General features: G+C 67.5%; 15 protein-coding genes and 1 pseudogene. 10 read left to right on the top strand and 6 right to left on the bottom strand.

What is annotated here, in order from left to right; translation table 11 throughout:
• Positions 1-8 precede the first annotated feature (8 nt).
• Positions 9-566 carry a hypothetical protein gene (locus tag AB0D46_RS04550; RefSeq protein ID WP_362355601.1) on the top strand — a complete coding sequence of 186 codons (558 nt, stop codon included), beginning with the start codon at positions 9-11 and terminating at the stop codon, positions 564-566.
• On the top strand, positions 563-2,608 hold the full coding sequence (locus tag AB0D46_RS04545) for an Hsp70 family protein (protein WP_362875785.1): 2,046 nt from the start codon (positions 563-565) through the stop codon (positions 2,606-2,608). Before AB0D46_RS04550 ends, AB0D46_RS04545 begins: the two co-directional genes overlap by 4 nt.
• A 539-nt stretch (positions 2,609-3,147) precedes the next feature.
• On the opposite strand, the gene AB0D46_RS04540 is transcribed toward AB0D46_RS04545, so the two are convergent.
• Positions 3,148-4,089, bottom strand: coding sequence for a restriction endonuclease (locus AB0D46_RS04540; protein WP_362875784.1), 942 nt, complete (start codon positions 4,087-4,089; stop codon positions 3,148-3,150).
• Positions 4,090-4,437: 348 nt separating this feature from the next.
• Between AB0D46_RS04540 and AB0D46_RS04535 the strand changes: the two genes are divergently transcribed.
• Positions 4,438-5,190, top strand: a complete 753-nt coding sequence (locus AB0D46_RS04535) for a DUF5677 domain-containing protein (protein ID WP_362875783.1) — start codon at positions 4,438-4,440, stop codon at positions 5,188-5,190.
• A 57-nt stretch (positions 5,191-5,247) separates the two neighbouring features.
• A pseudogene (locus AB0D46_RS04530) lies at positions 5,248-6,874 on the top strand (site-specific integrase).
• 231 nt (positions 6,875-7,105) lie between these two features.
• Here AB0D46_RS04530 and AB0D46_RS04525 read toward each other — a convergent pair.
• From AB0D46_RS04525 to AB0D46_RS04510, 4 genes are all read right to left on the bottom strand, one after another.
• Positions 7,106-9,319 carry a hypothetical protein gene (locus AB0D46_RS04525; protein WP_362875782.1) on the bottom strand — a complete coding sequence of 738 codons (2,214 nt, stop codon included), beginning with the start codon at positions 9,317-9,319 and terminating at the stop codon, positions 7,106-7,108.
• A 755-nt stretch (positions 9,320-10,074) separates the two neighbouring features.
• Positions 10,075-12,720 (bottom strand): DUF3962 domain-containing protein, encoded by a 2,646-nt coding sequence (locus AB0D46_RS04520; protein ID WP_362875781.1) that lies wholly within the window; start codon positions 12,718-12,720, stop codon positions 10,075-10,077.
• Complete coding sequence (locus tag AB0D46_RS04515) at positions 12,720-15,866, bottom strand: hypothetical protein (RefSeq protein WP_362875780.1); 3,147 nt, start codon at positions 15,864-15,866, stop codon at positions 12,720-12,722. Before AB0D46_RS04515 ends, AB0D46_RS04520 begins: the two co-directional genes overlap by 1 nt.
• 157 nt (positions 15,867-16,023) lie before the next feature.
• Positions 16,024-17,325, bottom strand: a complete 1,302-nt coding sequence (locus AB0D46_RS04510; RefSeq protein ID WP_362875779.1) for a hypothetical protein — start codon at positions 17,323-17,325, stop codon at positions 16,024-16,026.
• Positions 17,326-17,465: 140 nt separating this feature from the next.
• Between AB0D46_RS04510 and AB0D46_RS04505 the strand changes: the two genes are divergently transcribed.
• Entirely contained in the window at positions 17,466-18,275 is an 810-nt protein-coding gene (locus AB0D46_RS04505) for a serine/threonine-protein kinase (protein WP_362875778.1), read from the top strand.
• 92 nt (positions 18,276-18,367) lie between these two features.
• On the opposite strand, the gene AB0D46_RS04500 is transcribed toward AB0D46_RS04505, so the two are convergent.
• The gene (locus AB0D46_RS04500; RefSeq protein WP_362875777.1) at positions 18,368-19,171 is read right to left on the bottom strand and encodes a class I SAM-dependent methyltransferase; all 804 of its coding nucleotides are present in this window, start codon (positions 19,169-19,171) and stop codon (positions 18,368-18,370) included.
• A gap of 165 nt (positions 19,172-19,336) precedes the next feature.
• On the opposite strand from AB0D46_RS04500, the gene AB0D46_RS04495 reads away from it, so the two are divergent.
• The 5 genes from AB0D46_RS04495 (at position 19,337) to AB0D46_RS04475 (ending at position 26,392) form a co-directional block, all read left to right on the top strand.
• Entirely contained in the window at positions 19,337-20,005 is a 669-nt protein-coding gene (locus tag AB0D46_RS04495; RefSeq protein WP_362875776.1) for a GNAT family protein, read from the top strand.
• A 111-nt stretch (positions 20,006-20,116) separates the two neighbouring features.
• On the top strand, positions 20,117-22,669 hold the full coding sequence (valS, locus tag AB0D46_RS04490) for a valine--tRNA ligase (RefSeq protein WP_362875775.1): 2,553 nt from the start codon (positions 20,117-20,119) through the stop codon (positions 22,667-22,669).
• A gap of 374 nt (positions 22,670-23,043) precedes the next feature.
• Positions 23,044-23,400, top strand: a complete 357-nt coding sequence (locus AB0D46_RS04485) for a hypothetical protein (RefSeq protein ID WP_362875774.1) — start codon at positions 23,044-23,046, stop codon at positions 23,398-23,400.
• Between the two features lie 111 nt (positions 23,401-23,511).
• The gene (locus tag AB0D46_RS04480) at positions 23,512-25,368 is read left to right on the top strand and encodes a hypothetical protein (protein ID WP_362875773.1); all 1,857 of its coding nucleotides are present in this window, start codon (positions 23,512-23,514) and stop codon (positions 25,366-25,368) included.
• On the top strand, positions 25,358-26,392 hold the full coding sequence (locus tag AB0D46_RS04475) for a hypothetical protein (protein ID WP_362875772.1): 1,035 nt from the start codon (positions 25,358-25,360) through the stop codon (positions 26,390-26,392). The genes AB0D46_RS04480 and AB0D46_RS04475 overlap by 11 nt, the downstream gene beginning before the upstream one ends.
• Positions 26,393-26,395: the final 3 nt, after the last annotated feature.

Raw genomic sequence — 26,395 nt, 5'->3', positions numbered from 1 at the left:
CTCCCGTGGTGGGCGACGCGCTCGCCGACCCCGGCGCGCTCTTCGAGAAGTTGACCGTGAAGTTGGCCTCTCAGGTGGACAAGGCAGCCTCCAAGGCCGGACTGAAAGCATCACAGGAGCTGTCCCGCAAGCTCACCGAAGAGCTCGACGACGCCATCCGCGTGGCCATGTCCACCGCCGACAAGGTGGGCACACTGGTGCGTCAAGCGGTCCAGGCAGCAGTGGACGACACCCTGAGGACCGCTGTGCTCGACGCCACTCGCGTCCGCGACCAGCAGCTCGCGCAACTCGCGCTCATCGATCGCACCGCATGGGGCACAGACGACATCGAAGCTGTGCGCCTGCGCGTCGACGCCGAGATGAAGCGGGCGGGACTCACTCGTCTGACGACGCCAACCAACCTGACGCCGTTCGACGTCGTGGACTCGGAGGAGCACAACCACGCGGTCAGCTACGAGGTTCTGTCGCCGGCGTACGTCGAGACGGTGACCGGCCGCGTCGTTCAGCGTGGCGCAGTGCGGCGGCTGCCGGCAGATGACACTGGCGAGTCGAAGGGCAGAGGATGACGTTCGGGATCGACTTCGGCACCAGCAACTCGGTCGTCGCACGCTGGACGGGGCACGGCACTGAGGTGATCCGGGTGGACAGCGGGGGCCTGCCCGCCGAGTGGAACCGCCCTGGCTTCGACGAGCTGTTCCCCTCAGTGGTCTCCATTCGCGACGTGCAGCGAACGCTGTGCTTCGGATGGGCCGCGAAGTGCAGTACGGCTACACCACAGGACGCGGTCAAGCGCATGCTCGCTTCCAGGCCCAGGGCCTCCTCCGAAGAAGACGAGAGCACGCGCCTGTCAGTGCCGGAAGAACACAACGTCTGGCTGGGCGACGAGCCCTATCGGAGTACGACGGTAGCGGCTTCCCTGTTCGACCAGATGCGGGCCGGGGTCCGCCGTAATCTTCGGGAGATGGACGAGGCCGTCGTCACTGTCCCCGCCAATGCGACCGGCGCGGCCCGCTACCGAACCCGGGCCGCGGCCCGCCTGGCTGGCATCAAGGTGAAGGCTCTCATCAACGAGCCCACCGCGGCGGCCATCAGCTACGCCCACGACTACCCCGGCGAAGGATGCTTCCTCGTCTTCGACTGGGGCGGCGGCACCATCGACATCACGGTTCTCGAGCACTACGACGGCATTTTCGACGAGATCGCCTCACGAGGGATCACGGCCCTCGGCGGACTCGAATTCGACGAGGCGCTGGTGAGGCTCGTGCTGCCCAAGCTCGGTACGAGGCCTGAGCACCTCACGCGCGCCGAAGCCCTTCGCTGGCGCCGTCATGTAGAGCTCACTAAGATCGCACTGTCCCAGCCAGGGACCACGGAGGTCCTGTTCGAGCCGCCCGGCGGCGGCCGAGCCGTGGTCATCCACCGCGAGGAGTTCGAGCAGGCCGTCGAACCTCTTGTACGGCGAGCTCTGGTGCCGCTGGAGGAGTGCCTCAACGACGTCGGGCTCTCCCCCGGCGCGCTCGACGCCGTGCTGATGATCGGTGGAACTTCGCAGATCCCGATGGTCCGGCGCGAGGTCGAGGCGGCACTGGTCCGGGATGTCGTCGACGCGCGTCTATGCAACCCCATGACGGCAGTCGCCCGCGGAGCCGCGATCACAGCAGCCGAGATCGACGGCCTGGTCCCGGGGACCACCATCTCGGTGGCCGCCAGCCATGATCTGGGGCTCGCCTTCCAGGCTGGCGGCCGTCGCGGGTTCGCCACGTTGATCCCGCGCTACTCCACCCTGCCCGCACGCGGCAGCCGCAGTGCAATGCCCGCCGTTCGCGGTGCATCAAGAGTCGTCCTTGAAATCGTCGAGGGCGACAGCGCCCGTGCCGCCGATGACGAGCGCACGTTCCCGCTCGCCCGGCTCGAGCTGCCCGTACCCCAGCCCGCGGCCGATCCCTCAGCCAATCTCTTCGACGTCGACTACCGGTACGACCGCGATGGAATCCTCAAGGTCCGAGCCGTTCTGCGGCATGGGGGCCGCGAGATCCTCAACGAGGAACTCGACTGCTTCGGACCCGACGGAACGCCCATCGAGCAGGGCCTCGACCGTGAGTTGGAACGACTGCTCCGACGGATCACCAAGCCGGCTCCCGACAGCAACGCGAGGAAGACCGGTAGTTCCCGGGCGGACGCCGAACCGCAGGTGGAAGAACCCAGGCCGACTGCTGCGGCTCTCGTCGTCGACGGCAGAGGAGTCATGACGGCAGGGCGCACCCCGGCATCACGGCGACCGCCAAGCTATAGGCTGCTCACCTCCGCACTCGCAGCGATCGGGCAGCGCTTCCCGGACCGGCGCATTGTCACGGTCATCGGCACGGATGTGTCCGAGGCGGTCGAGCACCATGAACGGGACCTACTGGACCAGGCCATCGCCCAAGGGAACGTAATCGCCGTTTCCTCGACGTCCTCACACGCGGTACTTAACGTCGCGGGGCAACTCAACGCACCGGTGGTATCGATGGAGAACCTAACGCGGTTCCGCACCCCCTACCCCTGGCTGGCGGAGAAGGGGCGCTTCATCCAGATCGCCTGGGTCGACAGGCTCTGGTTGTTCCCCTGACCGTCTGGCGGGGCTGGCGGGGCACCGGGTGGCTACCACCAACGAGCAACAAGCGCGCTCCAGGCCGTTCAGAAGTGACGCGCCGGCCCTTGGCGCGCTATCAAGGGAAACCGGCTGGTCACGGTGCTCGGGAGGGCGTGGTGGTCGCCTGTGGTCGCAGGCTGGAGGTACCCACTTCCCTCCGCCTTCCGGAGGCGATCCCCATGCGTACCACCGCCGACCGCGGCCGCATCTACCGAAGGTGTGGCTGCCGTGACACCCACCGTCACCAGCTCGGAGCGCACTGGAAATCTCCAAGAGTGCGGCCGTATGAAATGTTGGTCTGCTCGATGCGTGCCCGGGAGTGCGAATTAGGGGCAAGTAATCGTCCCTGCTGGTTCGCAAACTTAGAGTCGCCCACAGCCCGTACCGGAATATGGCATGCGGGATGGACCCTGGCGCTCCGCTCCGCGGGGACGCACTACCGTCGGGGCCATAACTACTCCGGATAGCTCGTGTGAATCATCCGCGGGGAACCCACTACCAGGCGTGTCTCCCGATCACTCCGAGCCAGCCAACACCTCGGCCACTGGCAGGTAGCAGTGGCCCGTCTGGCTGGCGTGGCGCTTCTTGCGGTCGAGCAGGTCGTCCAACCGAATGCGCTGATCAAGGACCGCCATGAAGTCGAGGCCGTCCATCGTGATGAAGGGCGTGCTGTAGCTGTATACGGCCAGGGCGTCCGAGCTGTACCCGCTCATGCTGACGTAGAGACCGAGCGTGTTCTTGCCCTTGCGCTCAATGTTGGCCTTGAACACGTCGAGCTCCCGCCGGCCGATAGCGTCCTTCCACCACTTGGCTTCGAGCACGTAGTGGTCGGTGTTGAATGCGAAGGCGCCGTCGATCTGCTCGTGGGCCAGGCTGTACGCCGCCCGCGGCTCCAGGTCGTACAGGGCAAACAGATCGTTGAGGAAGCCCTCGAACGCGGTCCCTCGCTTGTGTGGGTCTCCGGCCGCGTGCATCTGGAGAAAGCGTTGCTTCAACTCCTCATGGGACTGGGCGAACGCTCGTCCGTCCCGGGCTTCCTTGGCGCGCTGAGCGATGGCACGAGCGTGCGCTTCGTGCTCCCGGATCACCTCTTGGTGCTTGGCCGTCCAACGGCGCAGCTCCGCGACGGCCGCCTTGGCCTTGGCCACCATGGCGTCGCCGTCGGTCTGGCTTGCGAGGTTCGGGAAGGTCTCCATGTCGGCGATGTCGAGCATGAGGGCAACAGTCGCTTCCAGATAGCGTGCCTCGTTGGCCCGCAGAAGATCAACCAATTGTCCGGACACCTCGCGCTTGGATGCCTCAAAGTCGAGCCGCGCCAGCAATTCGCTGTGGCCCTTCAGCATTCCTCGGAGGTACCCAGCAAAGGTCTTCTTGTTCCAGAAGATCAGTGTCAGGCCTTCGACGAGAGCCAGGTACGCACTCGGATTGATCGTCTTCTTGCGGTCGCTGTCGTGCATCCAGCCCCCTCCTGAGCGCACCACCACCCACGGTCACCGACCTGCAACCGTAGCGCGGAGGAAGCGGATGATCTGCTCTTCGGGCAAAGTTGATCCCCACGGTAAGCCTCGCAACGGCCGGTTCCCCCAAATCATCTTGCGGCTGAGGCTTTGGCCGGTGGCCTGCATCGTGCTGGGAGCGGGGAGGCCGTACGCTCGCCAGCGGATCGGGCATCGGTGGAGAGGCCTGCAAGAGCCCGATGTGGTCCGGGTAAAGCCTCAGGGCCAACCCTGGGCGAAGCGCCGTCCATCGCGCCTACTCCCTCAAATCTCGTAGCGCCGATGAGGCGGGTTCGGGAGCATGGTCCGGTGACTGAACCGGGCCCCCGAGACGGCCTGATCCGTCTGGAAAACTTGATCACGAATGACCTGTACACCCACATCGATCCGAGCAACCGTGCCAGCGTGATCGGCTGGGGCCTCTTCTTCACGGTGGCGCACCAGATCCGCGCGGTCCTTACCCTCCACCAAGCCGGCGCGTGCGGCGCTGCTTCGCCGAACCGGCGTAGTGCGCTTGAACACGCCATCACGCTGCGCTGGTGTGTCGACCAGGGCGACCGCATAGGTGACATCTACAACCGGAAGCTGGGGAACGACCAGATCCAGCTCGCCAACGCGCTTCGCGTGGATGGCACGAAGGATCGGTACAAGGAGGGGTACGCGGTCTTGGCGGAGACGGTGAAGGCCGTCAAGGAATCCGTCGCGCCGGATCCCAACGAGCGCCTTGCCAAGATCGAGCACCTCATGCAGGGCTACGGTCTTGCCAGGGAGCGGACGTTCTACCAAGTGGAGTCACGCTTCACGCACCCAACGCTCACGGGTGCCCAGATGTTCTTCAAGGACGACGGCGAAGCGTTCCACGTGAGCCAAGCACCGATGCACGATGAGGTCGTGGCCTGCGAGCCGTACTGCCTTTGGATCTTCCACGCGGCCATGCTCGCCTTCAACGAGGTCCTGACGGACCAGCCATGGACAGCGGAGCTCGCGAAGATCGCCGAGGAGTACGGGTTCATGACCGCGCTGCCGCAGTGGCAGGGAGCGGAAGACCTCCACGCGCCCTGAGTCAGTCAGCAGGGCCGCCAGCCGTCGCGCAGCCTCGGCGTGCCAAGAAGATCGTCGATGGTCTTCGAGGCGCGATCAACACTAAGCTCGCAGTCAGCCCGTGCCGGAATGGAGTGTGCAGGTCAGGCTCTGGTGCCCCTGCTCTGTGGGGACGCAGTACGACCGGAACCGCTCCTGCCTCGGGTGGCCAAACGGGCTGGTCACGGTGCTCGGGAGGGCGTGGTGGTCGCCTGTGGTCGCAGGCTGGAGGTACCCACTTCCCTCCGCCTCCCGGAGGCGATCCCCATGCGTACCACCGCCGACCGCGGCCGCATCTACCGAAGGTGTGGCTGCCGCGACACCCACCGTCACCAGCTCGGAGCGCGCTGCCCGCACCTGCTCACCGACAGCGACCACGGGGCGTGGACCTTCGCCGTCGACGTCCCGGACCCACGCCACCAACGGACGACCGTACGCAGGGGCGGCTTCGACAGCCACGACGCGGCCAAGGCCGCACTCCGCAGATTCCTGGAAGGCGAGGCCGGCGGATTCAACGCGGACCCGAACCAGACCGTCGCCGCCTACCTGAATACCTGGCTGGCCGCCAAGACGCTCGTGCTCAAGCCGACCACCATGGCGCGATACCGGGACTACGTCCGCAACGATCTCGTCCCCGCCTTCGGCCCCCTGAAGCTCGACGAGCTCGGACACCGGCACATCGCCGCGTTCATCACCAGCGAGCTCGCCGCCGGCCGCGGCGAGACCACCCTCTACCGGTGCCTGGCCACCCTCTCCAGCGCCCTCGGCGACGCCGTCCGGCAACACCGCCTGCCCCACAACTCGGCCAGTCCCCCGGTCCTGCGCCGCCCTCCGTCGCCGGAGCGGCAGATCTGGACGGCGGAGGAGGCCGCCCGCTTCCTCGGCTACTGCCACCAGGCCGACCCAGAGATGGCAGACCTGTTCGAGTTCCTCATCGGCACCGGCCTGCGCAAGGGCGAAGCCCTCGGCCTCCACTGGGAGGATGTCCACCTCGATCAGGGCGTCTTCTACGTGCGTTGCACGCTCTCCGCGATCGACAACAACCGCCTCGTCATCACCACACCGAAGACCCGGTCGAGCCGCGGCTGGGTAGCCATCTCACCCCGCGTCGCCACCGCCCTCCGGCATCACGCTCGAACGACGCCCCGTACCAGGGGTGATCCTGGCGACCCGTTTACCGGACTCGTCTTCTGCCGACCCGACGGCCGACCGCTTGGACCACACCACGTCCTCGACCGGCTCCATCAACTCCGAAGAAGCAGGCGTTCCTCGGATCACGGTTCACGACCTGCGGCACCTGGCCGCCACCATCACCATCACCGCTGGCGTGCCGCTGACCGTGGTCTCCAAGACACTGCGGCACTCCACCCTGTCGACCACGGCGAACATCTACAGCCACCTCACCCGGCAGGCCGCCCGCGAAGCCGTCGACACAATCGACCGCACCCTCACCAGTGCCGAGAAAGTCCCCCGCGAACCGGGGCGTGCATCGTGGCTGCGACCACCACGCGACCACATCCACCGGCTCGGTGACGTCGTCCGCCAGCTCCGCTCCCCCGTGCCGCCGGTCTTCAGCGCCACGGCCGACCGGCCGCAGACTGGACATGCGACCACATTGCGACCACCATGGCCCCGGACGCACGAAAGGCCGCCCTCTCACGGATGAGAGAACGGCCTCCGACCTGCCTAAAGCATGGTCGGGACGACAGGATTTGAACCTGCGACCCCTTGACCCCCAGTCATGACATACGGCACAATCTCAGGGCGCACAGCGTGCACATCCGTACATGCTGTGCGCCCATCGACGTGGGCGCTGGTCCCCAACTGGTCCCCAAGGGGCACCACCTGACCCTCGGGCCCGCCCGCCGTCACAGACGGCCACCCGGGGGAAAGCGACTCAGGAAGCGGCGAGGCCCCGCTTCCGTTCGGCTCGACGTCGCAGGTCGCGAATGACCTCATACCAACGCCAGGAGCCGTCCCAGTCGCAGGCCTCGTGCCCGCCGGGCTCCCAGTCCGCAAGCTCGTCCAGCCGCTTGAGCAGGGCATCCGGATCGACAGGTACACGGTGCGTACGCTCGTCGTCGAGCTGCCCGGCAATGTCGTGCAGCCGGTGAGCAGCGCGGTAGTAGGACAGCTGGGTGTCGGTCAGCCGGCGTACGGCGTAGCCGCCACACTTGCTGCACCAGTCCCAGTCGTCACGGGCCAGCAGGTCGGCCAGGGCCAGGAGGTCGTCACTCGTCGCGAGGCCTCGATCCCGTGTATGCCGGCACAGGGGTGAGTGCCCCTTGCCTTCGAACTTGGGATCCGAGTTCGTGGCGTAGATCTGCGCCTGACCCAGGACACCCAGTGGAAGGTCGCTACCGCTGCGCCAGCGGTCGGCGCTGGGCGGCCGGAACGGCGAGAGGTCCAAGGGAGCAGGCGCCAGCAGGCCCTCCCACACCGCAAGGGGCAGCATGCCGGAGCGGCCGGTGTCGAGGCTCCGCAAGTCGGAAACACCACGTGCCATGGCGAGCAGACGCAGATTGTGTTCCTTGTCATGCTCCCGATACGTCCGCCGGGCGACTTCCTGAGCCCCGGCTGCAAGGCCCAGGGCAGCACCAAAGTGGTCATCCTGCCGTACATAGTCGTGGCCCGAGGACGGGTCGTCGTCAGCCTGTGGCGCGGGAACGACCTCCTTGGTCCACGGACTGATCACGCTCTCGGGGAGGTCCGACGCGCCGGCGACGATGACTCCAAGCCAGCCCTGGGCGAGTCGCCTCTCAATGACCTCGAGAGGCAGAACCTCCGCTCCCCCGCTCGTCGAGAAGACGATGTAGAGCTGGTCGGCGGTATACGAGAAGTTCCGCAGCGCACGGAGGTGAGCGGGGGTAACGGGCTGGCGGTCGAAGACAGCGGTGTCGTCGAAAACCCCGGGCCGGACAGAGGCCGGCTGCCCTTGGCCCGCTTCAGTAGCCACAGCTTCGGAACCGCTCGGCTCGCATGCGAGGCTGCCCGAGGGGCCCAGGAGTCTGTCGGCGACGAGGGCCGGAACTCTCAGCGTCAGGGTGCGCCGACCCCAGTCGGCGGTCACTGTCCACGTCACCACCACGCCAAGGGTCCACCGATCGAGGCCGTCCAGGACGTCGGGCGCACTTCCTCGCGAAGGCTCCTCCGTGGCCTCCGGCAAGCGCGCCGTGACCCACACCGTCGGTGTCGAATCCGTCGCCGCAGCGGCGGCGCGGGCTTCGTCCTCCCAGGACTGGATCAGGCGGGCGGCTCCTTCCAGAGCTTCCGCGCGCCCCTTCTTGTTGGGCCGGATGCCGTGCACGAGGTCATAGCGGCTGATCGACCGTGATTCCGGTCCTTCCCAGCCCCGCTCCGCCGAGTACTGCCAGCTGCGCCATAGTGCGTTCAGGCCTGTGGAGATCCGGCTGCTGTTACCGAGCACCGCAAAGGCAGGGTCGTCGGTCGGCAGCGAAGGCTTCTCTAGAGTCGCCGCCGCAGCCGCTACGACGAGACCAGCCGGCTCCACGAAGAGGGCCGCCTGCGCCCTCAGAACCTCGAGGTAGCTCTCCTTCGCCGACTTTTTCGGCCTCGCCCAGTCCGTCAGCCAAGGAAAGTGGGCGATGGCTGCCTGCGCTCGGTGAAGGCTCCCCGTGGCATGACGCCAGCGAGACAAGACCCGCTCCTGCAGCTCTTCGGCCTCCCTACGCGCTTCCCACCGCCCGTCGTCCTCCTCATCGCCATCGCCCTCGTCCGCAGCACCCCGTTCCGAGTGCAAGAGCTCGGCTGCAGCTCGCACCTCGTCCTGGGTCCAATACACGTCCTCGTCCGGCTCCGCATAGGCCTGCAGCTGGTGGAGCAGTCCCGCTCCGCCGAGCGCGTTCATGAAGATGCCCAGTCCGGATGACGGCCGGACCCTCGGGCCCCAGTCCGCACAACCGGAGCAGAACCTGTCCACCACGTCCGCGTTCAACGGAACCTCGGTCGTCGTCACGTTGGCCGTGCGGAGCTGGCCGCATTCCCGGCGGACGTGCAGTCTGGCGTTCTTGCCCGTCGCCGAGTGGACGGTGATCTTTGTGCCCTCGAACGGCCCGAGTGGTACGTCAGATGTCAGCATGCGGTCGCGCACGAACTCCCCCTTCTCCTGCCTTGCGAGCTTAGGGCCGAGCAGTGACACTCGCTGCCAGACGAAGCACACTCCACCCCTTCCAGTCGCCGAGTCCACGAGGGCGCTGTGCCGGCATCCGTGACGGCGCGGCCACTCCCCCAGGCGTCGAAGGGATCAGTTGCCAGCCCTCCCAGCCACACCACCGGTTCGGGCCCAGAGTGGACACGAAGGGGCGGGGCCCCTCCGTCAGGGAAGGACCGCGCTCCATCTGGCGGTACCCCGGCCACGGCTCATGTCGCCAGTGACCGCGGATGCAGGCGGATGGCTACCAGCTCGTCGTCCCGGCGGTTCGTCGGTCTTCTCCTGATCCACTCGGTGAGGTCACGTCTTCCAGGCCGTCAGGTCGTTGCCACCCATGGGCATGGGCACTGGTCCCCAACCGGTCCAGGCACTGATACCACGCCAGTGCCCTCAGGCCCTATCCAAAATAGGTGCCCTTTACACTGGTCCCCAGGACTGGTCCCCAAGCTTGAGCCTGGCGTAGTGGCGGAAGAGAACGTCATGCTCTACCCGGCCCGCCGCGCGCACTCGGCCGGGTCCAGGCCAGAGTGGAGCCAGAACGAGATCGCGGCGTGCCGGAGGTCGTAGGGCCACTTCGCAAGGCGCGAGGAGAGCTCGCGGGGCACGGCATGGTCGCGAGCCCGCGAACATCGATGTATTGCACGCTCGGTTGCGGAACAGCCAGCTGTCCGGAGCCACCGAACGCGCCTCACCGATTAGCGGATGTACTCCTCCATCAACTCGGCGAGATGGACGATGGCAGGCCAGGTGGTCGCGATCGTCGTGTGGGCGTGGAGACGTCGCTGGGCATGGGTGTACATGGCCCAGTCAGCGGGGTTGTCTCCCTCTTGGAGGAAGGCGGGCACGATCTCCAGGGAGGTCGGGTTGGAGCAAGTCTTGGTGCGCTTGGACGGGTCGGCAGGGTCGAACTTGGTGAGGCTGAGCGCGGTCTGGTTCTGGTCCGAGCGCGGGTTGATGCCCCAGAACGCGCGTTCGCCGATTTGAACGAGACCAGAGAACCGCCCGTACCTCGTGACGGGAATCAACTCCTCTGTTTCCTCGCTGGCCCTGATCATCTCCTCGGCGACTCCGAAGGCCCGAGGGACCGCGTCACGGTCACTGCGCTCTCGGAGCCGGATGATGCGTAGGCCAGGCTGATCGCCGGGCTTTCGGATCACAGGAGCCACGGCGGGGTCGGTCATGTCGATGCCCGGCAGCACCAGTTGGTCGAAGGTGATCCGGCTGTCCTGGAGCCATGGCCAGATCTCCTTGTCGCTCATCCGCGCACGGCGCACGAGCAGGAGCCGGTCGGCCGTCGAGTCGAGTGCCAAAGCCCCGGTGATGAACTCGGCGAGGGCCGCGCGCGAGGTACGGGTGACCACGCGTCCGCGGCCGGCGGTCAGGGCCTCGGGCAGTGCGGTCAACGGCATGGGGCACTCGGTCGGACTGCCCGGTGTAGGCATGAGCTGCGCGCTGGGCTCTTCGTGTGTGTGCTGCCGGATGAGGATGGGCACGACCATCCGGTCGCCTGCGGGGGCGAGCCAGACCGTGATCAGTTCGAAGGAGCCCTCGATCCCCTGGGGTACGGCGACCTTGGGTAGGTGACCGGCCTGGCGAAGAGCGTCGTTGAGGGCGGCGGCGGCGCGCTCGATGTCGGTCGTGGTGAAGTCGGTTCCGGGGAAGCGTTTGGCTAGGGCGGCTTTGCTGGGATTGGGGTTGGCAGGGGCGATGGGGCGAAGGCACTGAACGTTGCGGCGGAGAGACGGGAGGGTCTTCTTGAAGAGCTTCTTGGGATCGCCTTGGCGTGTGCGTGAGAAGTAGGCAGCCCCTTCCATCTCCACGATGCAGGCCATGGGTTGGCCAAGGCGGGGGAATGCTTCGGCAATCCTCGCCGCGCGCTCGGTCTCACTCCTTTCGTATTCGGCTCGTCGAGCGGCTTTGTCTGCGTTCGTGGAGCGGGGCAGGCCGGCGGTGAGGTCTTGCGGGTCGCAGCGATGGAGCGTGACGTTGATCGGCCCAGTGAAGTCGGCGGAGGTCGCTGTGGAGCAGCTGGAGGTCAGGCCGAGTTTGGCGGAGGCCGCCACCTGCAGGCCTTGCCAGGTCCGGTCGGATGACGCCCAGACCTCGATCCCGTAGGTGGGGGTGTCGGGTAGTTCCAGTGGCAGGAGCGTCTTGGCGCGGGTCCGCGCCTTGGGAGCCGGTACAAGCGGAGCCAGCCCTTTCTCCTCCAGCTGTTGGGCGACCTGGGCGAGGACCTCCATGTGGTCGCGGGGCTGATAGCCGTGGCCGACAGGGTGGTCGTGGGTCGAGCGCGGGGGCGGGGTGCCGTCCTTGTCGGGGTAGCGGTAGGTCATGCCGGTGCTGTGGACGAGGTGGGCTGCGAAGGGCTGGGCCGCCGCGTCGCCGGGGGCGGTGCGTAGTTGTTCGAGGCTTGGTGGCTGGTGGTTGGTGAGGCGGGCGAGGATCTCGGCAACGCCCGGTTCCCAAGTCCAGGTGCTTCCTTCTCCGCGCCGGCGGACGGTGGCCGCGCTCTGTAGGAGCATGGGCCTCTCTCGGCGGTGGACGAATCCTTCCTTGGCGGAGAGAAGGACGCTGGCGGTGGGGTCGCTGAATCCGCGGCGGGGGATGTACTCGACCGGGTGTGTCGCAAAGCGGGTCATGCTCAGGTCGACATGGAGGTGGACTTCAGGGACGCCGGGCACGGTCTCGAGGTGGAAGGTCAGGACATCCACGCTGGCGCCGGCCGCGCCGTCTTCGTCGGTGAGGGTCTCGGGGGTGCCGAGGTGCAGGGTGCGGCGGCCATCGGGTCGGGTGGGGCCGAGGCGCAGGTCACGGTGGTGGCCTAGGAGTTGGAGCCCGGTGGTGGTGAGGTGCTCGGCGACGAGGCTGGGCAGGAGGTTGAAGACGTGGTTCGGGGGGTTGGCGGTGGCGTTGAGATGAAGGTCGTGGCGGGTGAGATCGAGGTCCTCGGGGATCCATTCCAGCTGGCCGGCGCCTTCGAGTTCGCTGTACCAGTCGGTCTCGGGCATGTGGGGCGCTACCCGGGCGGAGGCCCATGCCGACAGGGCAATCAGCAGGAGGTCCAGGTCGATCGCGGTCCGGGCTCGGAGCCATGCCGGATCGCGCGGGTTCCTCTGTACAGAGGTGATGTCGGGGTCGATGAGGGTGAGCAGGTCCCTCAGTGAGCTGGTGGGCAGGTAGTCCGGTGCGCCACGGGGACGACGGCCGGGCCGCGTATCCCACGCCTTCTCCAGGAGGGCGAGCATTCCCAGCGGGCAGGTCGTGCGGTAGCCAGTGACGGGCCAGGTGGCTTCCGGCGTGAAAGTGAGGACGGTGGCTTGGGTGCTGCGGTAGGCGGGCATCAGCGGTGACCCCAGTCGATGTTGTCGAGGAGATGGGAGGCCAGGCCCCAACAGGCCTGCGCGAGAGCGTGGTCGAGCCGTTCAGTGGCCGTGGCCGTGGGGCCGGGATCGGTGAGCCAGCCGTGCAGGAGCTGTTGCGCGGCGACGATCACACTCGTCCGAGGGGTGTCTGAGGCGGATTCGTCGAGGTTCGCGGTGCGGGGGGCGAAGGCCGCGTCGCAGAGGTAGACCAGGACTGGCTCGTTGCCCCGGATGCCACGTCCGAGGGTCTGGTAGAGGGGCACAAGGAAGTTGCCGACGAACGCGGCGTGTTCGATCGGGTCTGTGAGGCGGGTGAACAGGACGGGCTCGCCTACTCGTCGCTGCCATCGGCGGCGCTCGCTGTGGCGGAGTTTGCGCGCGAGGTCGACCGGATCAGCCTGGTCGAGGGTGAGGTCGACGGGGTGGCGAAGCCGACGCATCGCCTCGCGGCTGAGGAGGGAGAGCGGGAAGGTGGCGTCGTCGGCGGGCGGGTGGATCCGGGCCAGGTAGAACACTGCACCGAGGGCCGCAACGCGGCGGGCGTTGAGGATGTTGTGGCCGCGTTGGACGGAGCCTTCGGCTGCAACAAGGACGTCGGCCCCGGAGGTCGCGAAGGTGGCAAGGCGCCGCCGGGGGATGCTGTTGCGGGTGGGCGGGTCGTCGTCGCGGATGACGTGGAGGGCCGTGTAGGGGGTCTTCTGGTTGATGTAGTCGGCGACGGTATGGGCGTCCCGGGCGCTCTGCACGGTGAACAGGACCTGCTGGCGGTCGGTGGCCAGTCGCTGGCGGGCCTGCTGCAGTAGCGACTCCCGCGCTCCGGGGGCGGGGTTGCAGATCCATTCAGCGGACGCGCACAGGGCATGGGCGTGCAGGGTGGGGTTGCCGCCGGTGCCCGAGGTGAAGACCGGACGGCCGTCGCGGTAGCGCGGGGGGCGGAAGAACATCTTGCTCTCCAGCAACGCTGTCCTCGCCTTCTTCGGTTCACGCAGGACCAGGTTCGGGGTGACGTCGAGGTGGAAGCGGGGGGAGGCGGGCATCCAGCTGGTGGCGGAGGCGAGGACGACATTGGGCCCCTGAATTCCTTCAGTCTCCAGGAGGTCATGGAGGTGATACAGCAGCCAGCGACCTACGCCGCGCAGCCACAGAATGCTGAAAGACCCGCTGTCGCCACCGGGGTTGGGCTGCCACTGGAGAGCCATCAGGTTCCCTGCGGCCTGCTCGGGGACGAAGGGCATCAGGTCACGGGGCGGCTGCCGGCTCCAGAAGTCCTCACCATCGCCGGTCCGCGACGTGCTGATGGCCGGGAGGCGCTGGGCGACCTCGAAGAACGAATTCGTAATGCGTGCAGCCCACAAGCCGGCCTGCAGCAGCTGTGCCAGCTCTGACGGTGTGCCCCGGGCCGTGATGCCGTCGAGTACCGGTTGGTGGGCCTCGATCCACGCCTCGGCGGCCTCCTGTGCGGACAGCAGGGTGTCGTGGGTCGCGGTCATTGCCTCGATCAGCTCGGCCCAGTTCTCCGCGGGCGCCTGGAAGGGGGTGGTGACCAGCGGCTCGAGGTGCTCTTCGAAGTACCGGTCAGCAGCTTCCTCCAGTTCCGCCTTGCGGGCGAAGTCGTTGCGCTCACGGAGGCCGTGAAGGCTCCGGGCCAGGCGCCGAAGGAGGCTGTACCCGGTGAATGGTCCCTCGGCAATGACGGCGCGCAGCTGATCCGCGCCGGGGTCGATCATCAGCTGATACAGCTCCGTCATCGCCTGGTCGTGGCGGCGGAAGTGCTTGTCGCCGGCCTTTACCTCGGGGTCCAGGAGGTCAAGGAACCACGACTGCTCCAAGCGTTGCCCGATCCGGTCCCCCACGCGGTGGCTCCAGCCCCTGCCAGGCTGGGAGAGGATCTCGTGCAGCAGGAACTGGTCATCGAACTGCTGCTGAACGGTGTCGGCTTCGTCCACCAGCAGTACAGCCAGGTGATGCTGGGCCGCTTCGGCGACGCGGACGTCGACCTGAGACTGCGGCATCATCGTGGATGCCAAGCCGGCCGCGGTGGTCACCCACACCTGGGCTTCGGCGACTTTGCGCGGTGCCGTATGGGCGGGGCACCGCGGGAGGATCGGGCAGTCCCTGCGCCCGCTCTGACCTTCCACAAAGAGTTTGCCTCTGCATGGCCGCTCCTCCCTCGGGAGCGGTGCCCGGTCGGTCCTGCTGGTCAGGCGCAGCTCCTCCAGATAGCACTGGTCGTCTGCGAACGCCGCAGCAGCGTCGAGGCCGGTGGGGAAGGTGGTATCGCCGTCGTGGAGGAGCGAGCGCCAGTAGCGGTCCTTGTGCACTCCCTCCCGGGTCCGTCCGAAAATGGGGACAGCATCGACGCCAAGTGCCCGCAGAAAACTCACCTTGGCGTACATGTCGCCACCGGAGGCAAGTACGAAGCCAACCTTGCCGCCGCGGCGGGCGACGATGTAGGCGATCATGTCCAGCAGAGTGGACTTTCCGCTGTTCATCAGGCCCGCCACGTGCCACAGACCGTCGATGACCATCTGCCGTGGCCGCTCCAGGAGGCGCCCTGCGACATGATCGGCGAGCAGGGCCTCGATCTGTTCCAGCCGGTTGACGAAGTCCCGGTTCTCGATCTCCGGATGGGCCTCCAGGAGGTTATCCATCTCGACGGCAGCACGCTGGTAATCCTCCAGGGTAAGAGGAATTGGCTCCCGTGCTCGGGAGGTCGTCGCCAGCAGTGCGGGCGGGGCCGGCGCTGGGATGAAGGTGTCGGGGATACGGATCTTTTCCCAGCTGCCGTCGTCTCGGACGAAGGAGCACGTCGAGCCAGACGGCGCCGGCCGGTAGCCGCTGCCCGTCTTGTAAGGGGCGACTTCCTGAAGCCTCTGCCGGTAGACGTCGTGGCGTGCCGCGGCGTATGGGGAGGGCCGGCGGGTGAATACGGTCGACAGTTCAGGCTTGTGCCCGCCATGTCGCCGGGCTCGAACCCGCGCACCTGGGCGGGGAGCTTCACGTAGTGGTTGAGCTTTTCCCGCATCGTCCCGGTCTTCGCGACCGGGCCCATCAGCTCGCGCAGGGTACGGATCTGCGGATCGAGTGCCGGGTCCAGTCGCATGTAGCCGGCGAGCACTGGCCACAGAGCGCCGATGCCTCGGCCTTGCATGTGGTCGGCCAGGAACGACAGGCCCAGTTCGAGGGCGCACAGTTCCCATGGCTTGAGCGGGCCGAGCATCGGCCGGACGCACTCGTCGTCCAGTTCCTTAGCCAGCGCGGTGCTCCAGGAGCGGGTGTCCCTCATCGTGTGGCTCCAACCTTGCTCGCACGGACGGCGGCTTGCCGCAAGAACGTCTTCTCGTCGAGGACCTCGACTCCGGTGACCCGGCCCTGCAGCTCGCGTTCCAGATCCGCGATGTAGCCGGGAGTCTGGAGGCGGTGCATGGGCACGACGATGATGCGGCGCCGCGCCGGCACACGGGGGTCGCTGCGAAACCCGCGGGCGAGGAGGGTGGGGCTCGCGCAGTCCTTCGCATCGATCGCCCAGCATTCCCTTTGTCCACCAGGGTTCACCGGTTCGAAGGTCAAGGCCCCGTCCCAGGCATCCAGGCACGGCCACGGCTCGGTCCGCACTCGGTCCGCCGGCAGTTCGGCGAGCCGGTCCAGCAGCCGCCCTTCCAGCAGTCCTGGGTCGTGGAAGAACTGGCGGGTCGCCCTGTGCTGGGTCCAGTACCCGCCCAGACAGGCCACCTCGTACTGCTCGGGCCCTCCCTCGCATCCCGGGGTCCCGCAGTCGGACGCGCCGTCGTCGACCGGGTTGCGACACTCGCGGCAACGCCGCAGTCTGACCTTCCCCGGGCTCTGGACCGGATGGAGTACGTACGCGGTGCGCACGAACTTCGCGAGGAACGAGTCGCTGTCGGCGTCCGAGTTCGGGAGCTCGCGGGCCAGCGCTTGGACGTCGCGGTCGCTGAGCACAGGACGGTCGATCAGCAAGCGCCGAAGCCGGCAGTAGATTCGCTGGACCGCCTCCTCGTCAGCACCATTCATCCGCGCGCACGACATCAGCGCCGCGAAGGTCTGGTTCTGAACGAGTTCCGCCTCGACGTCTGCATGCCGGACCAGATCGGCTGCCTGCTCGGCGAACTCCGACAGCTCATCCCCTTCCAGCAGGACTGCCTCAAGGTCACCGTCAGCTAGGGAGAGCCGAAGGGGCCAGGACCCCAGAGGGCGACGGCACCAGTCGAACAGCTCGAGATCGTCGCCCGGCCACTCCGAACCCAGCGCCTGGGCCTTCCACCACAACCGACCCCGCGCGTCACGCCAGGCACGCGGCAACGGCCCCGATACTTCAGCGGCGCGCCATTGGCCGCTGTTGGCCTGCTGCCGGTCGAGCCGGACTCTCGCCAAGGCGGCACACAGCAGTTCCACCGTCATGTAGTCGTCGGTTGTGCTCTGCGGATCCCTTTCCCTGCCGGGATTGGCATCCCTTGACTCCTCTACCTCATCCGCGTGTGGACAGCCGGTCGGCGACGTCGCCCCGACGGACTGAGGGTGCGCACGGCCAGCGGGCAGCGCGGCGGCTTCCTGAGCGATACTCATAACCGCTGGATATACACGACGTGACTGACAATGCACCGACCGTCACGAACATATGTTCCTTAATCGAACTATTGCCCATTACGCTGCGCCTTCTCGCGTCAGCCAGCGGAGACCAATTCGACAGTGGCAGCATCCAGGACATGACGGCACACCCGATCTTCAACGTCACCCACGTTCCAGCACTCGAGCCCTACCTCGTACGAACGGGCAGCATCTTTCGCACGTTCGCCGACCAGGACTCCGGCTGCATCTCATACGGGCTGATGGCCGCGGGGCAACGCTGGTTCGTGAAGGGAGCCGCGACACCCGGCGGTGTCTCGTCTCTGCGCCGGGCGATCTCAGTGCACGAGGCCGTCACCCACCCGGCCATCGTGCCCCTATCGCACTCCTTCAGGACTGACGACGGCTTGGCGCTCGTGTACCCGTGGATGGCCGGCGAGGTCCTCTATCACCCGACTCGGTCCCGCCACGGGGGGAGGGCCGCGCCTGGCAGCCCCATGGCCCGGTTCCGGCAGCTCCCTCTTCCCCAGGTTCACGCCGCCCTTGACTTGCTCCTGGGTGCCCACCTTGCCGTGGAGCAGGCCGGCCTCGTCGCCGTCGACCTCTACGACGGCTGTATGCTCTACAACTTCAATGATCACCGGATGACGCTCTGCGACCTGGACGAGTACCGGCCCGGCCCGTTCACGCTGCAGACAGACCGACTGCCCGGCTCTTCGCGCTACATGGCCCCGGAGGAGTTCGTGCGGGGTTCGGTCATCGACACCCGGACAACAGTGTTCAACCTGGGCCGAGCCCTCCGCCTTCTCCTCGACGCCGGCGACGAGGAGAAGCAGTGGCGCGGCACCCCCAGCCAGCTGGCCGCCATCAAGAAGGCAACAGCCGCCGCCCCGGAGCACCGCTTCCGCTCTGTGCACTCACTCGTCAACGCCTGGCGTGCGGCCACCTAAGCCTTCGGAGCCCAGCTGTGCGGCTACGGCAGCGCCGGCCTCTCCAGCCGCGGATCCCAAGATCCGGCCAGTACTACCGCCCCTGCCCCTGCTCAGACGGAGCCAACGACAAGGATGTGCGCCGAGGCATCGTGGAACACGCCGTGCTCGTCGGCGAGGCGGGCCGTCGCAATCGCATCCGCGACGAGCGCGCCTGCCTCTTCCTGGCCCGCACATCGGCTGGCCGCGACGACGTACGCCCATCCCGGGCCCTCGATCCCATGCACGTGCGGAGCGCCCAGCCCCGCTTCAGCGGCCTCCTGCATCAGCTCGGCAGCGGTGTGGAAGTGCACAACCGTGAACCCCCTGCTGCCGCCGTAGGAACCCGTACCAACCACCTGCGAGACCTCGCCAGCCAGCAGCTCCGGGGACAGGCCCGCACTGACGGTGTAGTCCTGCATCAGGGAGTACCGGGAGATCCCCGCAACTGCGACGACACCACCCCGAACCGCAACCCGCCGGGCCTCCCGCAGTGCCGTCAGCCGGTCCTCGCGCTCCGCCAGGTGGTACAGCGGGCCCAGCAGCAGCACCGCGTCGAAGGTGCCGGCCTGCACGTCCAGGTCGCGGGCATCCCCCAGCTGAGCAACACACCGAGGCGCGCGCTCACGTGCCTGCTCCACGTGTTTTGGCACGGGGTCCAGGAGGAGCACCTCGTATCCCTCTTCAGTGAGCCAACCGGCATGCGTACCCGGGCCACCGCCCACGTCCAGCACCCGAGCTGGTGCTGGAGGCAGGTAGCGACGTAACAGCTCCTGGGTCCGCTCGTACTCCAGACGGCCCGTGGCTGTGGAATGCAGCCGGGACGCCTCGTCGTACTCCGTGTAGAAGCCCGCGATCCGTGGGTCAATGGTCGTCATACCCGGCGAAAGTAGGGCCGGGCGAAGCAGCCCGTCACCCGGATATCCGGCGCTGGCGCCACTGCAGGTCCGCCTGGACCGCGAGGGGCAGAAGAGCGCAGAGGCTCCACCCCATTGGGTCTAACCGGAGTGGCCGGGCGCATGCTCCCGTGACCAAACTAGATCGTGCTGATCGACTACTGGCCACTGCTCGGTCTGCGGCTGACGACGCCCCGCCTGGAGCTGCGCCTGCCCCAATCGGATGAGCTGGCAGCACTGGCCGATCTCGCACGCGACGGCGTTCACGACCCCTCCCAGATGCCGTTCAGCAGCGGCTGGACCGACCTGCCCGAGACCGAACGGGCTCGCTCCGTGGTCCAGCATCACTGGCTGCGGCTCGGAAACTGGACGCCGGAGGACTGGTCCATCAATCTGGCCGTCTTCCTCGGTGGCCGGCCTGTGGGCATGCAGGCCCTGGCTGCCAAGCGCTTCGCGCTGGTGCGAGAGGTCAACACAGCTTCTTGGCTCGGGCTGTCGTATCAGAGTCAGGGCATAGGCACAGAGATGCGGGCTGCCGTGCTGCACCTGGCATTTACCGGGCTGGGCGCCGAGGAGGCAACGACAGGGGCGTTCGCCGACAACGCGCAGTCCTTGGCCGTATCCCGCAAGCTGGGATATGTACCGGACGGAATCGAACGGCGGGTGGTGCGCGGAGAGGTCGTGATCTTGCAGCGGCTTCGCCTCCCCCGGGGTCTATGGCGGCCAGCGCTCGCGAAAGGGACCGAGATCACGGGGCTGGTCCCATGCCTGCCGCTGTTCGGATTGGCGGCCGGGGAGGCCGCAGACCCGTCCTGACGGTCTGGGCACGGATTCCACCCCGCGCTCATCAGATAGTCACACATGGCCTGAACTCGACTGCGCAGTAGGGGAATTACCACACCACCAAGGCCGATACCATCTACCGTCATGACGACCGCATCTCCTCGCCAGGGCGTACCCGACAAGCCCACACTCGACGGCCTTGAGGCCAAATGGGCTCCGACCTGGGACGAGCAGGGCGTATACGTATTCGACCGCACCGCGCCACGGGAGCGGGTGTACTCGATCGACACGCCGCCGCCCACCGTGAGCGGCTCGCTCCATGTCGGACACGTGTTCTCATACACCCAGACGGATGCACTCGCCCGCTTCCACCGGATGCGCGGCAAGGCCGTCTTCTACCCGATGGGCTGGGACGACAACGGCCTGCCTACCGAACGTAGGGTGCAGAACTACTTCGGCGTCCGGTGTGACCCCTCGCTGCCGTACGATCCGGACTTCACTCCCCCCTCGTCCCCGGGCAAGCAGCAGATCCCCGTGTCCCGCCGCAACTTCATCGAGCTGTGCGAGCGGCTCACGGTGGAGGACGAGAAGGTCTTCGAGAGCCTGTGGCGCCGGCTGGGGCTGTCCGTCGACTGGAACCACACCTACCAGACCATCGACAGCCGGGCCCGCGCCATCTCGCAGCGAGCCTTCCTGGCCAACCTCGCCCGGGGCGAGGCGTACCAGGCCGAGGCCCCGACGCTGTGGGACGTGACGTTCCAGACCGCTGTAGCCCAGGCCGAGCTGGAGGACCGCGAGCGGCCCAGCGCCTACCACCACCTGCTGTTCCGGTCGGATGCGGGGGCGGCGCTGGAGATCGCCACCACGCGGCCCGAGCTGCTGCCCGCATGCGTGGCCGTCGTGGCGCACCCGGACGACGAGCGCTACCAGAAGCTCTTCGGTACCACCGTGCGCACCCCGGTCTTCGGTGTAGACGTGCCGGTGGTGGCTCACCGCCTGGCCGACCCCGAGAAGGGCACCGGGGCTGCCATGATCTGTACGTTCGGCGACACCACCGACGTGGTGTGGTGGCGCGAGCTCGACCTTCCCACCCGCTCGGTGATCGGACGCGACGGCCGCTTCGTGCGCGAAGCGCCGGCTGCGCTGGAGTCCGAGGCCGCGAAGGCTGCGTACGCGCAGCTCGCCGGCGCGACCCCGCACACCGCCCGGGAGCGCCTGGTGGAGATGGTGCGCGCGGAGGGCAGCCTGGTCGGTGATCCGCGGCCCTTCAACCACATGGTCAAGTTCTACGAGAAGGGCGACAAGCCGCTCGAGATCGTCACCAGCCGCCAGTGGTACCTGCGCAACGGCGGACGAGACGTGGAGCTCCGGCAGAAGCTGCTGGAGCGCGGCCATGAGCTGAACTGGCACCCCGACCACATGCGCAACCGGTACCAGTCCTGGGTGGAGGGACTTGCCGGGGACTGGCTGATCAGCCGTCAGCGCTACTTCGGCGTACCGGTACCGGTGTGGTACCAGCTGGACGCCGACGGCATCCCCACCGACGAACTGATCGTTCCCTCGCGGGAGTCGCTGCCCGTAGACCCCAGCAGCGACACCCCGCCCGGCTTCACCCCGGACCAGCGGGACGTCCCGGGCGGCTTCACCGGCGACCCGGACGTGATGGACACCTGGGCGACGTCCTCGCTGACACCGCAGATCGCCGGCGGCTGGGGCCACGACGACGACCTCTTCCAGCGCGTCTTCCCGATGGACCTGCGTCCGCAGGCCCACGAGATCATCCGTACCTGGCTGTTCTCCACCGTCGCCCGCGCCGAGCTGGAGCACGACGCGCTCCCCTGGGCCCATGCCGCAATCAGTGGCTGGATCCTCGACCCCGACCGCAAGAAGATGTCCAAGTCGAAGGGCAACGTCGTCACCCCGCTGGACCTTCTGGACCAGCACGGGTCGGACGCGGTGCGGTACTGGGCCGTATCAGCCCGGCCGGGAACGGACACCGCCTTCGAAATCGGCCAGATGAAGATCGGCCGACGTCTCGCCATCAAGATCCTCAATGTGTCGAAGTTCGTGCTCGGTCTGGGTGCGGCCGAGCGGCGGTCCGCCGTGACCAACCCGCTCGACCAGGCGCTCCTCGCGCGACTCGCGGACGTCGTGGACGAGGCGACGGCCCAGCTGGAGGGATACGACTACGCCCGCGCACTGGAGACCATCGAGCGGTGCTTCTGGGCGTTCTGCGACGACTACGTCGAGCTGGTGAAGACGCGTGCCTACGGCGGCGGAGGTGAGGAGGCTGCCGCATCTGCTCAGGCCACGCTGTCGACTGCCCTCTCCGTGTTGTTGCGGCTCCTCGCTCCCTTCGTTCCGTTCGCCACCGAGGAGGCGTGGAGCTGGTGGCAGCAGGGTTCGGTGCACCGGGCGCAGTGGCCCAGTGGAACGGAGCTGCGGGAACTGTCCCTGAAGGGGGACCCCCAGCTCCTGGACGTCGCCGCAGACGCCATCGCCGCCATCCGGAAGGCCAAGAGCGCAGCTCAGGTCTCCATGCGGGCTGAGGTCGCCCGAGTCACGGCACGCGGGCCGGCTCCGCTGGTTGCGACACTTCGCCAGGTGAGCGGGGACGTGCAGTCCGCGGGAAACATCGGCGACGTGGAACTCGAAGTGGCTGAGAGTGAACTCCTCACCTACGAGATCACCATGTAGCTCGCATCAAACGAATGACGGCGTTGCCGCCTCTCACACACTCGTGTGAGGGGCGGCAACGCCGTTTTGCTATGTAGGCCAAGAGAGTTGACCCATCGGATCGATCCACAGTGGAGGGATTCGGCCATGTCGGGTAAGGGCGCCCAATGCACTGCACAAGACACAGGTGTTCATACTAGAGTCTCCGCTCTGTGACAGTCAGTCACCACATTTGTGCGCCCCAACGGCTGGGCGGCGCGCGGATGGGCCCCTGGGGCCTGCGTGTGCAACCGAAACTCCAGCCCACGGCTGACATGTCACGCACCACCCCGCAGCGTGTCTGGATCCACCAGTCCCTGCGGTCGACCTGTGGGAAGGTGCCTGTGAAAATCGCGGTGCAAGACCCCGGAAAGAACGCCACGTACATACTCGACCCGGAACTGCTGGGCGAGTTCACGGTCGGACCTGCGCAGCTCGGCGAAAGCGCCGACGTCGTGTTCGTACTGCCGTCCAAGACACTGTGCGAACAGGTCCCCGTCGTCTCGGGGAGCGGCTCGGCCGACCCCTCCATCCTGATCTCCGACCCCGACGGTGACCGCCGGTGGCTGCTGACCCGCTCCGACCTGGAGCGCTTCGCGGCCGGCGACCAGCCGCCCACGGACGCGGTCTGGTTCTCGATGCCCGACGCGAGTGCCGGCATCTACGCCGCGGTTCCCCTGTTCCGCCGCGCCCTCGTACAGAACAGCTCCTGAGGCAACGGGCCCGCGGCAGCCACGGCTGCCGCGGGCCCCCTCCGTCCTTGATCCGGCACCTCACGAGGGACTTCGACAATGGACAGGGTTCGAGTATTTCCCGCACGGGCCATGGCTCCTCAGATACAAGCCGACGCTCGATGGGTCGCCATCGACGCCGCAACCCGCCAGGCGTACGTCCTCTCCGGCAAGGATCGGGAGTGCGCGCTGCTGTCCTGGATCGCCCAAGGCGCGGGACGCGAGGCGAATGAAGAATGCGAAGCGGCCGCGACAGCCCTTGGCATATCCGGCTCTTGGGAGAGTCCGGAGCCTCCCGACTTCCTGGCCCACTACCGCCGCCTCAACCTCGACTACCCCTTCCTGGACTACAGCGTCGAGACGAGCCACGAAGCCGACCAGGCACTCATGGACGGCTACGCGGTGCACGGAGCACCGCCACCGGTCACGACACAACGCCCCGGTTCGAGCACCGTGTTGCCCGAGGCGCCGCTCCCGGACGGTCCTGCAGGTCTTCCGAGCGCTGACCTTCTGGCCGCATGGCTGGCCTCGGCTGGCCGGATCACCGGCCGACGCCAGGGCCGACACGGCCCCATCGTCCTCAAGACAAGCCCCTCCGGCGGCGCCCGGCACCCCACGGATCTCGGCGTAATCGTGGGTGACGGATGGCCGGCGCCCTTACGGGGCTCCTGGTGGTACGACGGCGACCATCACGCGCTGGTACGTGCGGAGGCCGGGTTGCCGCTGACGGCGTCCCTCCCACCGTTCGGTGTGGCGTTCGTCCTGTCCAGCCACGTCGAGCGGGCCATGTGGCGGTACCGGGACGTGCGGGCCTTCCGTCCGGTGCTCATCGACGCCGGCCACGTTCTGGAAACGCTGGACCTGACGCTTCACTCCACCGGCTGGTCCACCTCCTGGCTTCCGATGCCGGCGTTCACCGGCCCCGACCCCGTTCTTGGGCTGCTCCTCGCCACTCCAGAACCCGCCTTCGTCGAAGGCGAGTTCATACCGGCTCCGCGGTCCGGACCCTCGGTATCGAGCGCCGAGTACCGCACCAACCCGCTTCTGTCCCTCGTCCCCCGGGTGGACGGCCTCTACGCCCGGGTCCACTCCGAAATGCAGGACCTGACGGCGCTCACGCCCAAAGCCGTCACCGCCCTCGCCTATGCCAAACCCAGTACGCGGGGTGACCGGCCTTCCAGGCCAGCCGAGATCTGCGAGAGCAGCGGTGTATCCCTGGCAGAGGTGGAGAAGCTGATCTCTGCTCGGGCACTTCTCCCTGCCGAGGAAGCCCTGGCGCTGTGGGAGCAGGTACGACCCTGGATCGAGTCCAGCTGGTTCCCGTCGTTGCTGGTTCATGCCGAGGCAGCTGGCGAAGCGCGCCTGAAGAAGCACCGGACGACCACCACGGCCGACGCGAAGCCGCCGCTGCCATGGTCCCAGCTGCCTGCTGCCCTTGCCGCGCGTCGCACCCACCGCTCCTTCTCCGAGCGTCCGCTGTCCAGGGGAGCAGTGGACATTCTGCTCGAGATCCTGACGACCGTACGGAGCGAAGTCCGGCTGAGCCTGCTGCACCCGAACCACGTCCTGGGCGCAGGCACATACAAGCTCGACGTCGAGGGCTGGATCCGGGTCGGGCCGGCACCAACCCCCGAGGCGATTCAACGCGCCGCCATCGGCCAGACCTGGACCGCCGGCATATCGGCGGTCGCGTGGCTCGTGCCTCGCCCGGCGGAGCCGGGTGCCGTGTCATGGCAGACCGCGCTCATCCAGTGCGGACGCGATGCACAGCGCATCGCCCTGGGCCTGGCCACCGATCCGTCATGCGGGGTCTTTCAGAGCCCTGCCCTGGTCGAGCATCTGCTGGAGCCGCTGACGGGACTCGGTACGGCCCACGACGGTGCGTACCTGGTGGGCGTGGGAACCATCCGGAGCGGCGGAGCGGGTGGAGGTGACACAGGTGATCACTGATCCTGCCTCGTGGGTTGCCCTCGAACGACCGGACGGTACGTGGGACGTTGTCGAGAATGCGACGAGCACCATCTACCAGGTCAGCAGCGCCCTCGGCACCCGACTGTGGCAGCAGGACGAGCTGTGGCCGATTCCGCTGCACCAGGCCCTGGACACGGCCTCCGGCCAGGCCCCTTCCAGCGATACGGAGGAGGCGCCGTTCGTCGACCTTGCCCTCGCGGGTGCCATCGTCCGCTACCACGCGGCCGACCCCGCTGTACTGAACCAGCTCCGGACCCGTCTCGCGGTCGCAGTACCTGACCGCCGGCGGACGGCAGATGTACTCGTACGGCTCGGCTCCGAGGCTCGGGCTGACATGCTGCACCGCTCGTTCGCCGGTGACCGGCCCGGTGTCTATTACCGCATGCCCGGCGATCCCCGGTGGCATGCTCTGACGGGCGACCTGCCCGCCCTGCCCCCGCTCGCTACTCCCCCATACAGCGACCGATTCATCGCGCTGCACGCTGCACTGCTCGTACTGCCCTCAGGCCAGGGCCTCCTCGTCTGCGGCAACCAGAAAGCCGGCAAGACGACCGCCGCGCTCTGGGCCCGGGACGCCGGGCTCGCCTCCATCGCCACCGACGAGGTCGTGCTGTTGGACTCGCTGACAGGCGTGGTCTTCGGTGTACCGCTCGCAGTCGCCGTACGGTCCGGCTACCAGCGGACTGCGGTGCCACTCCCACCGGGACCGACCACGTACCGCGGCGCCGCCCTGCCCGCTGCTGTGGTGATCCTCGTCCCGGCGGAACCGCTGAGCCCCTCGGGCTCCGTCGCGACGGCCGATAGCGAGGAGGAGGCGATGTCCTGGCTGGCGGAGCATCTCCGTGACGGGGGAGCAAGCCCGGCCGCCCTGCATCGGAGTAGCCGTGGGCTCGTCTCCGGGATCCCGGTACACCGCCTCGGCGTATCCCCGTGGCCCGGACTCGTCGCCGACTTCGAGTCCGGCCTGTCCTGCGTGCTCAAGACGTTGGAGCGTTGCCCATGACAT

The organism is Streptomyces sp. NPDC048383, assembly GCF_040651775.1.
Classification (GTDB): Bacteria; Actinomycetota; Actinomycetes; order Streptomycetales; family Streptomycetaceae; genus Streptomyces.
Note: the sequence above shows the minus strand (reverse complement) of the source record. Positions and strands in the feature narration are given on the sequence as shown.

Coding starts and splice junctions, on each gene's coding strand:
- AB0D46_RS04510 (WP_362875779.1), bottom strand. CDS start 17,325: ATGAGTATCGCTCAGGAAGCCGCCGCGCTGCCCGCTGGCCGTGCGCAC.
- AB0D46_RS04505 (WP_362875778.1), top strand. CDS start 17,466: ATGACGGCACACCCGATCTTCAACGTCACCCACGTTCCAGCACTCGAG.
- AB0D46_RS04480 (WP_362875773.1), top strand. CDS start 23,512: ATGGCTCCTCAGATACAAGCCGACGCTCGATGGGTCGCCATCGACGCC.
- AB0D46_RS04520 (WP_362875781.1), bottom strand. CDS start 12,720: ATGCCCGCCTACCGCAGCACCCAAGCCACCGTCCTCACTTTCACGCCG.
- AB0D46_RS04500 (WP_362875777.1), bottom strand. CDS start 19,171: ATGACGACCATTGACCCACGGATCGCGGGCTTCTACACGGAGTACGAC.
- AB0D46_RS04540 (WP_362875784.1), bottom strand. CDS start 4,089: ATGCACGACAGCGACCGCAAGAAGACGATCAATCCGAGTGCGTACCTG.
- valS (WP_362875775.1), top strand. CDS start 20,117: ATGACGACCGCATCTCCTCGCCAGGGCGTACCCGACAAGCCCACACTC.
- AB0D46_RS04545 (WP_362875785.1), top strand. CDS start 563: ATGACGTTCGGGATCGACTTCGGCACCAGCAACTCGGTCGTCGCACGC.